Here is a 15,688-nt window from a genome sequence, read left to right as displayed (position 1 = left end):
TCGCCCCTTTTGCCTATACTTTCCAGGCAGGCACGAAATGTCTTAAAGAGACACTTCGTGTCTGCCCGCTATCCTGCTTCGGAGGATTTTTTGGCCGACTCTTTTTGAGACTCAGCCCGTCTCAACCAGCGCCAGACGCTCTGGCTCTGGGGACGATGGAAGGCGGTCAGAATGTTTTGCAGGCGGGCGGCATCCAATCGCCTGATCATTTTACCATTGTGAGTCACCGAAATGGTGCCGGTCTGCTCGGAGACGATGACGGCCACAGCATCCGACACTTCGCTGATGCCGAGGGCGGCGCGATGGCGCAGGCCGAATTGCTGTTGCGTCAGGTTGGTTTCGGTTGAAAGCGGCAGGACGCAGGCGGCGCTGACGATGCGCCCGTTTTGCAAAATCACCGCGCCGTCGTGCAAGGGTGTGTCTTTGAAGAAGATTTGCACCAGCAATTCGGAGGACACAACGGCGTCCATCTTGACGCCGGTGTCAATATATTCGCGCAAGCCCACTTCGCGTTCGATGACGATGAGGGCGCCGTAGCGTTTTTCGGAGAGGCGCTGGCAGGTGGTGCAAATGGCTTCGATGACGGGCTGGCCGTGCGTTTCTTTTTCGCCGAAGTTCAGGAAGACGCTGGCCCGGCCCAGCCGTTCCAGGGCGCGCCGGATTTCCGGCTGGAAGATGACGGGGATGGCCAGGAGCAGGGCGGGCAGGGTGCTGCGCAGTAACCAGGTGAAGGCGCGCAGGCGAAAGAAGCCGCCCAGCAGGGCGACGGCCACCACCAGCAGAATCACGCCGCGCAGGAGCACGACAGCCTGCGTGCCGCGCATCACCACAAATATGCTAAAGAAGACGACGGTAACTAGCAGAATATCAACGACGCCGAGCCAGTCGAGTCGTTGGAAGATGAAGGCGAGTTCGGTGAGAAATTCGGTCAAGACATTTGACGGATGACGAACGACTAAACGTCTTTCGTCATTTAGCCTGATGCTTGCAGTTCAGCCAGCAGTTGTTGGTAGCTTGCCGGGTCGTCTGGCCCCAGGGCCAGGATGGCTTGAATGGTCTGGGCGGCGTCAGCCTTGCGCCCGGCTTGTATTTGCAAGTCGCCGATGGTCTCGAGTTGGGCAATAGCGTCGGCTTTGCGGCCCGTTTGCTGGTAGAGCCGCACCAGGCGCGAGCGCAAGCCAATATCGTCGGTCCGGCTGTCCACCAGGCTTTCGATGAAGGCGGCGGCTCCGGCGATGTTGCCAGAGGCGATTAGTTGCTTGATCCAGTCGTCGGTTTCCACCAGCGCCTGCCGGGCCTGGCCGAGCCGGAAGTGAAGATCGATCAGGGTGGCGCGGGCCTGGCTGTCGTTTGGATCCGCGACTTTGATCTGCTCGTAGGTTCGCAGGGCTTGCCGCCAGTCGAGGCGCTGAATATCAATGTCGCCCATGCAATGCAGGGCTTGTGAAGCCAGCGAACGATCGACGCCGGGGCTTTGCGCCAGCCGCAGGGCTTCGGCGTAAGTCTGGCGGGCCTTTTCCAGGTCGGCCAGGTCCTGGTGGGCCACGGCCATATCCAGGTGCTGGCGCACGGCGTCTTCGATGCGGCCCTGAGCCATGAGCAAGTCAATCAGTTTGGCGCGAATGTCGAGATCCATTGGGGCCAGACGCACCATCTGCTCATACATTTTTCCGGCGCGGAGCGACTCGCCGCGCACGCGGTAGAGTTCGGCGATGACGTTGTACTTGGCAATGGCGGCTTCGGTTTTATTCTGGGCCACCAGAATTTCGGCGATCTTGAGATGGATGGGCAGGTAAGTGGGCGAGAGTTCCACGCCCCGGTGGGCCTCGTTCATGGCCGTGTCCAGCCATTTCCTGGACATATACTTCTCAATGGCGTTCATCACTTCCATCACGTGCTCAGCGCCGGGGATGTAGAGCATCTCGGCCAGCGGCGCAAGCATGCCTGCGTCCGCGTCTTGTTGCGAGTTCAACCGCTGGCGGGCCTGTCCCACCCGGTTCTGCCAGTCGGGGCCGGAGAGGAAAGCGATCAGGTTTTCGCCGATCTTCGTCAATTCTTCTTCCGACTGGTTACTGCGTTCCAGGCTTTCCTGGAAGTTTTCGTACAGCCCGCTCAGGCTGTCGGCCTGGCGGGGCTGGACAGTTCCCATGTCTACCAGCCGCAAGCAGTCGAGCAGGTGACTGACTGCGTCCGCCATTTCGCCGTCGCGGCCATAACACAGGCCGAGGCCAAAGTGCGCCCCGGCGGCGTACTCAAGATGATTGGTGGCCGGTTGAAACTGCTTGATGGCGTCGGTGTAGCGTTCGAGATCAAAGTAGGCGGCGGCTAAAGTGTAATTGAGAGCGCCATGTTCCATGCCGGCCCGAAGCGCCTTTTCGTAAAAAGCCGCCGCCGCGTTGAGGTCGCCTTTGGTTTGCACGTCAATAGCTTGAGTGACGTAAGTGATGATTTGGGCTTTGTTGTCGCGCGCGTTCTTGAACGGATCGGTGATGGCTTTTTTGAAGAGACCGCCCTGTCCCTGCCGGGTTGTCTCAGATTCGTCGTCGCCAATGTCGAATAGCAGAGAGGCCAGCTTGCTCATAGCCGCGTCACGCGCGGCGACCATCGGGTTCGACTTCTTCTCCGGCTTGTGCGCCTCGCCCGACGTAGCCGCCTCTTTGGCAAAGTCGGCGAAGGGGCGTTTGCGAAGCGGGCCGGTGCCGCCGCGTTTGCGTTGCGGCGCGGGCAGGGCCACCCCGCGCTGAATCATTTCCACGGCCTGCATGGCTTCGTTGTTGCGCGGGTCAATTTGCACGGCGCGTTGCGCGGCCTGCAGCGCTTTTTGTCCGTCACCCTGTTGTTGCACCAGCCGGGCAACGGTGAGGTACTCGGCAATGGCTTCAGCCGGGCGGTTGGTGCGGTCGTAAGCCGTAGCCAGCCGCAAATGCGCTTGCAGGTTATCGGGGGCCATCTCGGCGGCCCGGCTCCAGTTCTCAATGGCCTTCACTGCGTCGCGACGGGCGGCGTGAATCTCGGCCACAGCCAGGTATGCCAGGGCCGCTTCGCTGGCCCGGCCAAGCTGTTCCAAAATCTCCGCCGACTTCTCAATAGCGACCGAGTCGCCGGGGCTGAGGCGCGCCGTGTGCTGGTAAACGATCAGCGCCTCGTCCGGCTTGTTCATGGCCAGCAGGGCCAGGCCCAGGTTGGAGAGCACGCCCGTGTCGTCGGGGAATTCTCCCAGCGCGGCGCGGTAGGCGGCAACGGCCTGCTCCCACTGCTGATCCCAGGCGGCGGAGTTGCCTTCGTTGACTGCTTTCTCAAAGATATCGCGACGACCGGCCATAAATTAAGTGATGAGTGAACAGTAAACAGTGAGCGGTGATTATTTCTTCTTTGCCGACTTCTTCGGTTTGGCCGCCTTGCGCGGTTTGACCGCTTTCTTGAGTGTAGCCTTTGGCTTTTTGCCTTGCTCGCCGAGCAACGTAACCAGAATGGCTTTCTGCGCGTGCATCCGATTTTCGGCTTGCGGGAAGATGACGCTGTTGGGGCCGTCGGCCACCTCGTCGGTGATTTCCTGGCCGCGGTGCGCCGGCAGGCAGTGCATGACGATGGCATCCGGTTTGGCTTTGCTCAACAGGGCGGCATTCACCTGGTAAGGCGGGAAGACGGCTTTGCGCTTTTCGGTCTCGGCTTCCTGGCCCATGCTCGTCCAGGTGTCGGTGTAGATCACGTCGGCGTCGCGCGCGGCTTCGTAAGGGTCAACCGTCTCAAAAATCTGGCTTCCGCTCTGGGTTGCAAATTCGCGCGCTTTGATGGCCGCCGGGGTTGACAGTTCGTAATCTGCCGGGGTGGCAATGCGGAAATTCATGCCGAGCCTGGCGCAGGCGTGAGCCAGCGAGGCGGCGACGTTGTTGCCGTCGCCCACGTAGGCGACGGTCAACCCGTCGAGTCGCTTCTTGTGTTCGAGAATGGTCAGCACGTCGGCCAGCGCCTGGCAGGGGTGGTTGTGATCCGAGAGGCCGTTGATCACCGGGACTTTGGAATACTCGGCCAGAGTCAAAATGTGCTGGTGATCGAAGACGCGGGCCATGATAGCGTCCACGTAACCGGCCAGCACCCGGGCCACGTCGGGCACCGACTCGCGCTGGCCCAGGCCGATCTCGGCCGGCGAGAGGTACATGGCCTGACCGCCGAGGTGGTGCATTGCCATTTCAAACGAGACGCGAGTGCGGAGCGAGGGCTTTTGAAAGACCATGCCCAGCGTCTTGCCGGCCAGCACTGGCTTGTTGCCGCCTTTGGCGCGTTCCTTCTTCAGCTTGAGCGTAAGGTCAAGCAGGTTTTCGATTTCGGTTTTGCTGAGGTCGGCGATGGCAAGAAAATGGCGCACGGGAGAGGCTCCGGTTGTGATGTAACCGCAGTATAGCAAAGGATGGGGAGGATGACAACCGGGGGACAACGGATTTGACGAATAGAACGGATTGTGATCCGTCGAATTTGCCAAATCCGTTGCCTCAAAACTGCGCCCGCTTAACCCACCCTGCCAACCCCTCAACCAACCGCCGCATCATCGCTTCCGCGCGCTCGGCAAACAGCCCAAAGTTGCCGTAAGCCTCGCCGCTCTGCTCGCTCACCAAATCCGTCACGCCGCGCAGAATCAAACAGTGAACGCCGTTGCGCTTTGCCACGAACGCAATCGCCCCCGACTCCCAATCTCCGGCAATGGCACCATACTCGGCTTTGAGGCGCGGAATCTCGGCGGCGATCAAGTCCCGGTCTGCGGACACAATTGGGACGCGGCGAACCGGCATGGGAAACGGCTCGCGCAACCACGACAGATCAAGGTCGCTGGCGTAAAAGGCAATTGCTTCGGCAGGGTCGCCCATCTGATCAATGATGTCGTAAACGACCGTCCGTTCCACCAGCAGGATCGCGCCCGCTTCCACTTCACCCGCAAAGCCGCCGCATGTGCCAAGATTGATCACCACTTCGGGCCTCCAGCGATCAATCACATACTGAGTCGAAGCCGCCGCCGCGATCTTGCCCCAGCCGCCGTGAAAGAAGATGACTCGCTCGGTCTGGCCGCCGACTGGCAGTTCAACGCTGAACCATTCGCCAAACGGCGAGACCTCCCGCTTGGCGTCGGCGAAACATTTGGAGACGGCTTGCCACTCCACGTCGGCTGAAATAAGGATCACGATCCGAAAGTCTGGCATACGGTAAAATTCTATCACTGTATTTTCTTTGTGTTACTTCGAGTCATCGCGCCTTCGTGGTAAAACGATTGAACCAATGCGTACCTTCGGAAGGAGTAAGAGCAGGACATGAAGTTAAACCGCTTTGCCAACTATGCTTGGGGCGTGCTGGCCTATAACGTCGCCGTCATCTTGTGGGGCGCTTACGTGCGGGCCACCGGCTCGGGGGCCGGGTGCGGCGGCCATTGGCCCACCTGCAACGGCGTCATCATTCCGCTTGCGCCTACCACCAAAACCCTGATCGAGTTCTCGCACCGCCTCTCAAGCGGGCTGGCCCTGGCCGCAGTCGTCGGTCTGACGGTCTGGGCGTTTCGGGCTTATCCCAAAAAGCACATTGTCCGAAAAGGGGCGGGGGCCTCGCTGGCGCTGATCATCGTCGAAGCCCTGCTTGGCGCCGGATTGGTGCTCTTCGGTCTGGTGGCAAATGACGACTCGGCTGCTCGCGCCATTTCCATTTCACTGCATCTCGTCAACACCTTCATGCTATTGGCCGCCATCACTCTCACGGCCTGGTGGGCCTCGGGCGGCAAACCGGTGGAATTCAGCGACACTGCCGTTTTGCCGTTGGCGGTTGGCGTGCTCTCGATGCTGGCGCTCGGCGTGAGCGGCGCGATTGCCGCGCTGGGCGACACGCTCTTTCCTTCTACCTCGCTCTTCGCCGGGCTGGCCCAGGATTTTTCTGCCAGCGCCCATCTCTTCCTTCGTCTGCGAACCTATCACCCTTTTATTGCCATTGCTGTCGGGTTGCACCTGATAGTCGTCGCCAGCCTGTACGGTTTCACCAGCCATGATCGGAAAGTGAAACGGCTGGCAATGGCTCTAATCGGGATGGTCGTGGCTCAGTGGGCCGCCGGCCTGATTAACGTCTTCCTGCTCGCGCCGGTATGGATGCAGATTGTTCACTTATTGTTGGCAGACACGGTTTGGATTTTGCTGGTGCTGATGGTTGCCGGAGTTCTGGCGCGCGCGCCGCAGGATGAACCGTTTGGAATGGCGGCGGATTATGCTCACCTCTGATCTTCGCAAGACCTACAGCTTTGACGGGTTGAACGAGAGCGATCTCGCTCCCAACCCTTTCACCCAATTTGGCAAATGGTTTCAGCAGGCGGTGGCGGCCAACCTCACCGAACCAAACGCCATGACGTTGGCGACGGCCACCAAAGACGGCCTCCCCTCGGCCCGCATGGTTCTGCTCAAAGGCTTCGACGAGAGCGGCTTCGTCTTCTTCACCAACTACGAAAGCCAGAAGGGCCGCGAACTGGCCGAGAACCCGAACGCGGCGCTGGTGTTTTATTGGGCCGAACTGGAGCGGCAGGTGCGGATGGCCGGCCCGGTGAGCAAAGTGTCGCTCGAAGAATCCGTGTCGTACTTCAAGAGCCGGCCAGAAGGTAGCCGCCTCGGCGCGTGGGCGTCGCGTCAAAGCCAGGTGATTTCGGATCGCGAAATGTTGGAAGAACGATTGAAAGCGTTGACGGTTGAATATCAGGATCACGAGATTCCTCTGCCGCCGTTTTGGGGGGGCTACCGCCTCTCGCCTCGAACCATCGAATTTTGGCAGGGCCGCCCCGATCGTTTACACGACCGCTTGCGTTACACAAGACACAGTGATAACCGTTGGTTGATTGAGAGATTGTCGCCATAAACTTCACCACAAAGACACGACGGCACGAAGGAACACAAAGGTATCTTGGTGAAGCTTCGAGTCTTTGTGCCTTGGTGGTGAATCATTTGACCTATGCAAGCTCTTTATCCTATTCTTGAATTTGATCCTTCGCCCAACGCCATCCTTGAGCCGCACTTGATCCACGACAAGATTGCCATTCCTGAACGTTGCGTGGTCTGCTTCTTCGCCGATGTGTTTGAAACGTTGAGAGCGAATGGCAAGCTCAAAGTGATAGCGACCCAAAGAAGTGAGATCGGCGACAACCCGATCTACGAACTTGACCTGGACGGGCGGCGGCTGGCGGCCTTTCATCCTGGTGTGGGCGCGCCGCTGGCGGCGGCTTTTTTGGACGAAGTGATCGCCCTCGGTTGCAGGAAGTTCATCGCCTGCGGCGGGGCTGGAGTCCTCAATCGTGAGATTGCCGTCGGGCATCTGGTGGTGCCAACGTCAGCGGTGCGCGACGAAGGGACGTCGTATCACTACCTGCCGCCGAGCCGCGAAGTGAGCGTCAGCCCGGAAGGTGTGGTCGCGATTGAAGCGGCGCTGAAAGCGGACGGCATTGATTACATCGTCGGCAAAACGTGGACGACCGACGCCATTTACCGCGAAACGCCAGACAAGGTGAAACTTCGGAAGGAAGAAGGCTGTCTAACGGTTGAGATGGAAGCCGCCGCCTTCTTCGCCGTCGCTCAGTTTCGGGGCGTGACCTTTGCCCAAATTCTTTACGGCGGCGATAACCTGGACAGCGAACAGTGGGACTCGCGCCACTGGGACAAGCGCACTTCGATCCGCGAGAAACTGTTCTGGCTGGCGGCTGAGGCGTGTTTACGGTTGTGAGATTGACTAATTTTGATCCACGAAGTTACACGAAGAGGAAAGAAAGCGAGGAGACGATGACTATATCTCAATCCAGTGAACGACCTTTGGTCGAGCGGGTATTTTTAGAGCCACAGGAGCGGCGGTTGCGCACCGGCTGGCGGATCGGCATTCATGGGCTGGCGCTGTTTGTGGCTATATTCCTGTTTAGCATTCCGGCGGGGTTGGCGCAGTTGGTGGGTGCGCCGGAGATAGTGGTTCTGGCGACGGGGCAGGGCGCTTTCGTGTTGGCGGTGACGGTGACGGTCTTTTTAGCGCGCCGGTTTTTGGATCGGCGGACGATTTTGAGTCTGGGTTTTGCGCGTCTCAACGCGGTAAAAGATGCAGTCGCCGGCTTTGTGATTGCCGGCCTGATTATGGGCGCGATCTTTGTGATCGAGTGGGCGCTGGGTTGGTTACGAGTCGAGTCGATGGCGTGGACGACGGAGTCGTTATTCACAGTCATCATTCAGTTGTTCGTCTGGCTGTTGATCTTTCTAGCGGGCGCGTGGACGGAAGAGTTGTTGTGCCGGGGCTACTGGTTGCAAAACATTGCCGAGGGGCGCGGCCTCGTTTGGGGGGTGATCGTTTCATCCGTGTTATTCGGACTCCTGCACGGCCTGAACCCGAATGTGACGGTGACGGCGATTGCGTTGTTGGTGCTGGCCGGAGTCTTTTTGGCCGTGCCCTACTTGTATACCCGCCAGTTGTGGATGTCCATTGGCCTGCATCTGGGCTGGAATTATTTTGAAGGCAATATCTTCGGGTTTCAGGTGAGCGGGCTGGATACGTTCCGGCTCATTCGCTCGACAGTCAGCGGGCCGGAGCTTATCACCGGCGGCGCGTTTGGTCCCGAGGCCGGGCTGATTGTGTTGGTGGCGATGGCTCTGGGCACGTTGCTGATTTACTTTTACACTCGTGGCCGCCATTAGAATTTGAAGTTGTAGAGAAACACGCCCACGAACTGGGCCTGCTGTAAGGCCTCCACCCCCTCCTGCCCAACCTCAATCCAACCTCATAATCCAACCTAGAGCGGTTTCCAGATTGGTTTACGGCATCGTCCGTCCAGACTTCCGAAGTCTTGAAGACTTCGGAAGTCTGGAACCCGTAAATCAACTCGGAATTTGCTCTAAGTTGGACAACACTCCAACCGCTCCCGATGACCTCGGGCCAGCGTTACCGGGCGCGTCTTGGGCCGGGTCGAACACCATGCAACCCCAAATGAGCAAAAAGTGAATACCTTTTGGTCTGGAGTGAGAGCGGCAACGCCGATATAGTGAATACAACATCGGCCAGCACTCTACGATGAGAAGATGAAACAATGCTCTGGACTGCCTTGCAAGATCGGCGCTTTGCGCGCCTCTTTTACGCCACACTGATCTCACAGATCGGGACTCAGATTGACCGCATCGCTCTGCTGGTGCTGGTCTATCAGCAGACGCGGGATGCCCTGTGGGTTTCGCTGATGCTGGGCGTGCAACTGGCCGCCACCCTGATCCTCAGCCCCATCCTCTCGGCGTGGGCCGAGAACCAGGAACGCCGCCGCCTGCTCGTCCTCTCCGATCTTCTACGCGCGCCGCTGGTAGCCCTGATCCCCCTCGTTGGCCTGCGCTCACTGCCGGCATTGATCGGCTTGCTGATCGCACTCGAGGCCTTGCGTCTTCTGCACGACCCGGTGGCCCAGTCCGTGATCCCGGAATTGATTCCGCCAGACCGATTGGACTCGGCCAACAGTTTGATGCTCTTCACACAACGTTTCGCAGAAGTGGCCTTCGTTGGGTTGGCCGGTATTTTGGTAGCCGCCGTTGGCCCGGCCTCGGCCTTCTGGATTGACGCCGCCAGTTACGCACTCTCCGGCCTCCTCCTGCTGAAATTACCGCGCCTGGAAGCGGCGGCCCCAGCTCGCGTCACGTATTGGGTGCGCGTTCGAGAAGGCATGGGACATATCGTGGGCCAACCCATCATCCGCCGCACTATCGGCACGCTTGTCGTGGCCGCTATGTTTGGCTCGATGGAACTGGTGCTGGGCATTGTGCTGGCTGTGTCGGTGCTGAGAGTCGGGTCAACCGGGTTCGGCTTGATGGAGGCGGCTATCGCGTTGGGGGCCGTCATCGGGTTGGCGCTGGTTCCGTCGCTCACGACCCGGCTTCCGCGCGAGCGACTGTTCTTCTTCAGCCTGCTGGCCTTCGGCCTGTTCGAGGCCTCCATCGGCGCCTGGCCCAATTTCTTCTGGGTGCTGATCGCTTACTTTATGACCGGCCTCCTCAACATGCTCTTTCTCATCCCGGCGCGCACCCTCCTGCAACTTCACACTCCGCCCGAACTGCGAACCCGTGTCTTCGCCGCGTTTGGCGCGCTGATGCGTGGCGCAGTGCTGGTGGGCACAATCGCCGGCGGGGCGTTGGAACCGGCGCTGGGTGCGCCACTGGTCATCATTGTGGCCGGGTTGTTTGTGACAGGAGTGAGCGCCTGGGCATTGTGGCGCGGCGGCATCGTGAAGCAATCCGCTGAGGCCGACCCTTCGGCAGAGCCTCGGCTGGCTTAGATAATTCATCATAGAAAGGAGGTGAGAACCATGAAGAATCTGAAGAGCAAAGTTCGTTTCAGCATCGTTTGGGGTGACTGATTCCCCAGTTCCTCGACTGGCCTGGATAATTCATCATAGAAAGGAGGTGAGAACCATGAAGAATCTGAAGAGCAAAGTTCGTTTCAGCATCGTTTGGGGTGACTAATTTCCTCGCCGAACGAGATTGATTAGCCTCTCCAGCCGCGGCGTCTTCGCGGCTGGAGAGCTTTGTGTTTGAAAGGTATACTTCGGTCGAGGAGTTTCCTTCCATGATCAACAACGGCCAACCCGCCATTGAAGCGCGGGGATTGAGAAAGACGTATGGCAAACACGAAGCAGTCAAACATGTTGACCTGACCATTCACCCCGGCGAGATCGTCGGCTTTCTCGGCCCCAACGGCGCGGGCAAGACCACCACACTCAAAATGCTCACCGGCCTGCTCAAACCCACCGCCGGTCAGGCCGCCATCGTCGGCCACGACATTCAAAAAGAGCCGGTCAAGGCCAAAGCCGCATTTGGCTACGTGCCCGACGCGCCCAACCTGTATGCCAAACTCAGCGGCTGGGAGTTTCTGCGTTTCATCAGCCGCCTCTATCGTGTGCCGAAAGAGCACGCCGAACGGCGCGCCAACGAATTGCTGAAGTTATTCGAGTTGTCGAACGCGGCCAGCGATCTGATCGAAGGCTACAGTCACGGCATGCAACAAAAGATGGCCCTGGCCGGGGCGTTGATCCACGATCCGCAAGTGCTCTTCCTCGACGAGCCGACCGTTGGCCTTGATCCGAAATCGGCGCGTTTGATCAAGGACATGCTCGGCCAACTGCGCGACCGGGGAACCGCCGTGTTTTTTTCCACCCATATTCTGGAAATCGCCGAGCGCATGTGCGACCGGGTCATCATCATCAACCAGGGCGAGATTGTGGCCTCCGGCACGCTGGCCGAACTGCGGGCCAGTGAGGGCCACGGTTCGTTGGAAGACATCTTCCTGAGTGTCACCGGCGGCGCAGAGTACGCCGAGATCGCGCAAGTGCTGTCATGATCGCCGACACATTTTTGTTATTGACCTTGCGCCTGCAGGTCGAGTGGAACACCTTTCGCAGTCGCAAATTGATCCGCCAGATATTGATCGTCGTTCTCTTTTTGGCGGTTGGGGCGGTGATGATCAGTTTTGCCTCCGGTTTCGGCTACGGGGCCGGGGCGATCCTGCGTCGCTTCCCCCGCCTGCAACTTGAGCCGTTGATGCCGGGGTTGATCCTCGGCATTGTGACCCTGCTCTCGCTGGCGAGCAGTTTCGGCGTGGCCCTCAGCGCCCTGTTTCTCAGTAACGACCTCGAACTGTTGATGAGCGCGCCCGTCAATCGCCGCGCCGTCTTCATGAGCAAAATTCTGGATGGCATGATGGGCTACTATGTGCTGGTCATGGCCACGGCCATGCCGGCCCTGTTTACCTATGGCCTGGGCCTGCGTTACGGCCTGCTGTATTACCTGTTGGCCTTTGTTGCCGTCCTCGCCACGCCGCTCCTGCCCGCCGGGCTGGGCGCGTTGCTGGTGATGGTCGTCGCCCGCTTTGCCCCGGCCCGCCGCGTGCGCGAAGTGATGGGCCTGGCCGCCGCCCTCTTCGGCGTGACTTGTAGCCTCATCAGCAACCTCTCGCGTTCCTGGTCTCGCCTTGCCTTCCTCGGCGATCAATTCAATCTCGAAGCCTTGTTGACACTAACCCGTTCGCTGATCAATTTGCCGATCCCGCCGTTGATGGCCGGGCGCGGGTTGGCGGCGGCGGGCGTGGGTGAGATCGGATCGGCGTTTGCGAATATGGCCGGCTTTCTGCTGTTGACCTTCGGGCTTTTCGCCGCTATTGTGTGGCTGGCCGACACGTTATACGCCAGCGGCTGGGTGCGGATGCAAAGCAGTGGCAGTGCTAACAGAAACAAGCAGAGGGCCGAAAAGGCGGCGGCCCGGAGCGGTCTGCTGGGAAGCGCCCCGGCCTCGTTCGCCCTGGCTCTTAAAGATTGGCGCGTCATCCCCAGAGACTTGCGCAACTTCGCCCAGTTCCTCGCGCCGCTGTTTTTGCTCCCGGTGATCTACATCAACTTGCTGGGCGGCGGCGGGTCGCGCAGTTTCAACGCTGTAGCTCAGGCCAACAATTTTGCCGAGGGGCGCGTGAATTTTTCCAACGCCTTTGCCGCCGCCGGCGTGCTAACCGTCACCTTTCTGATCTTCAACCGCATCGCTTCCACCGGCATCAGCATGGAAGGCAAGTCGTGGTGGTTGCTCAAGACCGCGCCCCTCGCCGGCCGGGAATTATTGGCGGGCAAATTTCTGGCGGCGCTGATGCCGTTTACGGCCATCGGCACGGCCCTGATGATCGGGATGGCGATCTGGCGCGGTTTCAGCGTTATTGGCGCGCTTTACGGCTGGCTCGGCATGATGGTGCTTGGCTCAGGGATGATGGCCGTGGATGTCGGTCTGGCCGTCCCCTGGGCCAACCTGACCTGGGACGATCCCCGGCGGATGAGTTCCGGTTGGGGCGCGTTGTTCTCGTTCTTCATCAACACGATTCTGGGCCTCGTCGCCGGACTCTTGCTGGCCCTACCCCTCATCGCCCGCGCCTTCCTGCCCGCCTTTGAAATCATCGCCTGGCTCGTGGGGCCGTTGGGAGCGATTGCCGTCAGCTCCGCCATCGGCGGCTTGGTGGTGCAATTCGGCCTCAGCCGTTTGAGCAGTGTGGGTGAGGCGTAGGGGCGCGGCGACCGCGCCCTACATGTTATTGCGACATCTGGTAAAATCTTTTTCGATGACCGCCCAACTCCCTCCCGCCGAACGCCCCCGCAACCCGCACACCGAAGCGCTTCACAAGCGCGAAGCATTCTGGCAAATCTATTTTCCGATGGGCTTGGCGTTTGTGTTATTCATCGGTATATGCGCGTTAGCAGTGGCGGCGGCAGTGGGATCGAATGGTGGCGCTACAGAAGTGTGGGCCGATATCTCACTTGTAGTTGTGATTTTGCAGGTCATGGTATTCGTCTTGCCTCTGCTCATCCTCTTCGGCGGGCTGGCTTATGGCGTCGGCTACGTCATCCCCAAACTGCCGCCGTATTTCAAGATTGCTCAGGACTACGCCGTGCTGGCCGCCAGCGAAGTCAAACGTCTGACGCGCTACGTCGAAGAGCCGGTTCTGCAGTTCAAAGGCGGCGTGGCCGGCTTCGACCAGTTCGTGCAGAGCGTGCGGCGCTTTATCCCGTTCAAGTAAAGGTGACTGTCCCTGGCTACAAGGCCGCGAGATACCAGGCGCTCGGAGCCAGTGACAGTCACCTAAAAGCAAATTCGGAGGCGGGCTATGGAAGAAGAAAGCACTGAATTGGATTGGCGGGTGAAGGCTCTGATCGTGGGCGGGATCGTGGGGGCCATCGCCGGCGTCGGGGCGGCCTACCTCTACATCCGCAACATCGAAGAGGCCGGCCAGGAGCCGAAGCTGGCGACGAAGGATGCGATGACGATCGGGTTTTCGCTTGTCTCACTCATCAAGCAGATTGGCAATTTGGGCGGGTGAAGTGAAGTTAGCCCGCTTTTATTTGACAAGGTACAACCTATGAAACTGAACGAATCGCGAGCAATTATTATAGCCGCCGTGATAACCTCAATAGCCGCGATTTTCGCAGCCGTCATAACAGGATGGTTTGCACTGCAGGCAATCACAGGGGAACGTCAGGCCCAAGCAACCAGCATAGTTTTAGCCCAAGCTGCCACCGAGAGCATTTCTACGCAAACATCTCTTCAAAGAACTGTAACTGCGCCATCCAGCACTCCCCCTAATACACGCACTCCAATAGTTACACTCACATCAACACCCTCAATTCAGCCGATTGGCTCTGTTTTCACTGATGACTTCGACAAAGGCATCAATTCGGCTTGGAAAGTGTTATATGGTGACCTCGGAATGGCCAATGGTCAGTATACCGTTGTCTCCGCATTCAATAACCATCAAACGAATCATATAGCTATACTCGATGGTTACTATTGGGGTAACCTGCGAATAAAGGTAACTCTTTCTCCGCTCAGTTCTTACTCGTGTAATTTCCCATGTAGAGCAGTTGCCCATGGCGCAATAATCATTCGATATCAACCGGATAATTCTGCTATTGGATTACTCATTCTTCCTGGTCAAAGAAGCATAGCTTTTGGAACTCTCGACTCCAATGGTGGTTGGGCAATTCATTCCGGCTCAGAAATCAGCGGAAACGATGCGGGATTTGACCTCCAGAATATATCATCAAATGAAATCACTGTAGAAGCGCAAGGCGAAAACTATTTTGCCTACATCAATGGTAGGCAAGTATCATCAGCTACAATTTCTGGTTCAACCTCAGGGCGAGTAGGCCTTTGGTTTCAAACCAGCGAATTGACTGGAACCGCAGGTTTTTTCGCACCTAGATTTGATAATTTTATAGTGGAGAGTCTCCCGTGAGCGCCAAGGCTCGATTTTGTGCCGTGAGACCCTTTGCGAATTACAGCGGGCTAGCCGCGGCTCGTAGCGGACGGCGAGTATGCGTTCGATAGTCACATTGCTATAGCTCTGGAAGGCATACCGATGACCCTAATGGACGCAATCTCGATATTTTCGTTATTTGTTGGCATCGCCTCCATAATCTTGGCGATCTACGCAATGGCATCAGCGAATCGCTCGGAGGAGCGTAGCAAGAAAAACTTCGAGAATACCCAGGCCATGATGCGAGAATTCTACGACAGAACAAAAGACCTTCTAAATGATATTGACAAGAGAGCCAACGCAATCGAGACAGTCACATCGAGTAGCCAGGAAAAACTACTTTCCACAGTAACCGCGATTGTCAACGAGACTGTTCTGCCGAAAAAGGAAGATGCAGGCGAGAAGTTTGCAATGTTATTTATGCAACAGTTGCTCTCTAATCCACAAGGCGCTAAAGACATGATGAATGCCCTCAAGCCATTTATAGAAATGAGCCAGCCGAAAGAGGCAAAGAAGAAAGACGGCTAGAACACTTAGAGCCTATCCTAAAGACCCCTTTACTGATACAGTTGCCAAATGGCAAAGACTGCGAAAACACCCACCAAATACCGGAAACAAACACGCCCCACGACGCCGACCAATCCCACGACCGGCGGTTTTGAAATCTCCGACGAGTTATGGGCCATGCTGGCCCCCTTACTTCCCGTGTATGTAAATCGGCATCGCTTTGGCGGCGGTCGACCCCGCGTCCCAGATCGCCAATGCGCCAATGGCATTTTCTATGTTCTGCGCACCGGCTGCCAATGGAAGGCCTTGGACACGACGGGGATCTGTTCCGGCTCAACGGCCCACCTTCGCTTTCAAGAATGGGTCGAAGCCGGGGTGT

The 15,688-nt window shown here is 58.2% G+C and carries 16 protein-coding genes; 12 read left to right on the top strand and 4 right to left on the bottom strand.

All coding sequences use genetic code 11. The annotated features are described in order from the left end of the window. Positions 1-68 precede the first annotated feature (68 nt). The 4 genes from HYZ49_10195 to HYZ49_10180 form a co-directional block, all read right to left on the bottom strand. The gene (locus tag HYZ49_10195) at positions 69-902 is read right to left on the bottom strand and encodes a TIGR00159 family protein (GenBank protein MBI3242650.1); all 834 of its coding nucleotides are present in this window, start codon (positions 900-902) and stop codon (positions 69-71) included. Between the two features lie 71 nt (positions 903-973). Next, positions 974-3,322, bottom strand: coding sequence for a tetratricopeptide repeat protein (locus HYZ49_10190; protein ID MBI3242649.1), 2,349 nt, complete (start codon positions 3,320-3,322; stop codon positions 974-976). Positions 3,323-3,361: 39 nt separating this feature from the next. After that, positions 3,362-4,366: an ornithine carbamoyltransferase gene (gene argF / locus HYZ49_10185; GenBank protein MBI3242648.1), complete on the bottom strand. Its 1,005-nt coding sequence runs from the start codon at positions 4,364-4,366 to the stop codon at positions 3,362-3,364. 124 nt (positions 4,367-4,490) lie between these two features. After that, positions 4,491-5,192 (bottom strand): 5'-methylthioadenosine/S-adenosylhomocysteine nucleosidase, encoded by a 702-nt coding sequence (locus tag HYZ49_10180; GenBank protein MBI3242647.1) that lies wholly within the window; start codon positions 5,190-5,192, stop codon positions 4,491-4,493. A 108-nt stretch (positions 5,193-5,300) separates the two neighbouring features. Between HYZ49_10180 and HYZ49_10175 the strand changes: the two genes are divergently transcribed. The 12 genes from HYZ49_10175 to HYZ49_10120 all read left to right on the top strand — a co-directional run. Further along, positions 5,301-6,248, top strand: a complete 948-nt coding sequence (locus HYZ49_10175; protein MBI3242646.1) for a COX15/CtaA family protein — start codon at positions 5,301-5,303, stop codon at positions 6,246-6,248. Next, positions 6,235-6,873 (top strand): pyridoxamine 5'-phosphate oxidase, encoded by a 639-nt coding sequence (gene pdxH, locus HYZ49_10170; GenBank protein ID MBI3242645.1) that lies wholly within the window; start codon positions 6,235-6,237, stop codon positions 6,871-6,873. Before HYZ49_10175 ends, pdxH begins: the two co-directional genes overlap by 14 nt. 93 nt (positions 6,874-6,966) lie before the next feature. Further along, positions 6,967-7,731 carry a nucleoside phosphorylase gene (locus HYZ49_10165; protein ID MBI3242644.1) on the top strand — a complete coding sequence of 255 codons (765 nt, stop codon included), beginning with the start codon at positions 6,967-6,969 and terminating at the stop codon, positions 7,729-7,731. A 56-nt stretch (positions 7,732-7,787) separates the two neighbouring features. Further along, positions 7,788-8,681 carry a CPBP family intramembrane metalloprotease gene (locus HYZ49_10160; GenBank protein MBI3242643.1) on the top strand — a complete coding sequence of 298 codons (894 nt, stop codon included), beginning with the start codon at positions 7,788-7,790 and terminating at the stop codon, positions 8,679-8,681. A gap of 389 nt (positions 8,682-9,070) precedes the next feature. Further along, positions 9,071-10,294 carry an MFS transporter gene (locus HYZ49_10155; protein ID MBI3242642.1) on the top strand — a complete coding sequence of 408 codons (1,224 nt, stop codon included), beginning with the start codon at positions 9,071-9,073 and terminating at the stop codon, positions 10,292-10,294. 290 nt (positions 10,295-10,584) lie between these two features. After that, the gene (locus tag HYZ49_10150) at positions 10,585-11,355 is read left to right on the top strand and encodes an ABC transporter ATP-binding protein (GenBank protein ID MBI3242641.1); all 771 of its coding nucleotides are present in this window, start codon (positions 10,585-10,587) and stop codon (positions 11,353-11,355) included. Continuing rightward, a complete protein-coding gene (locus tag HYZ49_10145) occupies positions 11,352-13,055 on the top strand; it encodes a hypothetical protein (protein MBI3242640.1) in 1,704 nt (567 codons plus the stop codon). Before HYZ49_10150 ends, HYZ49_10145 begins: the two co-directional genes overlap by 4 nt. 55 nt (positions 13,056-13,110) lie before the next feature. Continuing rightward, positions 13,111-13,566, top strand: a complete 456-nt coding sequence (locus tag HYZ49_10140) for a hypothetical protein (protein ID MBI3242639.1) — start codon at positions 13,111-13,113, stop codon at positions 13,564-13,566. Between the two features lie 87 nt (positions 13,567-13,653). Then, positions 13,654-13,866: a hypothetical protein gene (locus HYZ49_10135; protein ID MBI3242638.1), complete on the top strand. Its 213-nt coding sequence runs from the start codon at positions 13,654-13,656 to the stop codon at positions 13,864-13,866. Between the two features lie 39 nt (positions 13,867-13,905). After that, entirely contained in the window at positions 13,906-14,781 is an 876-nt protein-coding gene (locus HYZ49_10130; GenBank protein ID MBI3242637.1) for a hypothetical protein, read from the top strand. Positions 14,782-14,904: 123 nt separating this feature from the next. Further along, a complete protein-coding gene (locus tag HYZ49_10125; protein ID MBI3242636.1) occupies positions 14,905-15,330 on the top strand; it encodes a hypothetical protein in 426 nt (141 codons plus the stop codon). Between the two features lie 156 nt (positions 15,331-15,486). Next, positions 15,487-15,688 (top strand): transposase (locus HYZ49_10120; protein MBI3242635.1); only part of this gene is annotated, 202 nt, incomplete at its 3' end.

Source organism: Chloroflexota bacterium, from assembly GCA_016197225.1.
GTDB lineage: Bacteria > Chloroflexota > Anaerolineae > Anaerolineales > VGOW01 > VGOW01.
This window is presented reverse-complemented; position numbering and strand designations above follow the sequence as displayed.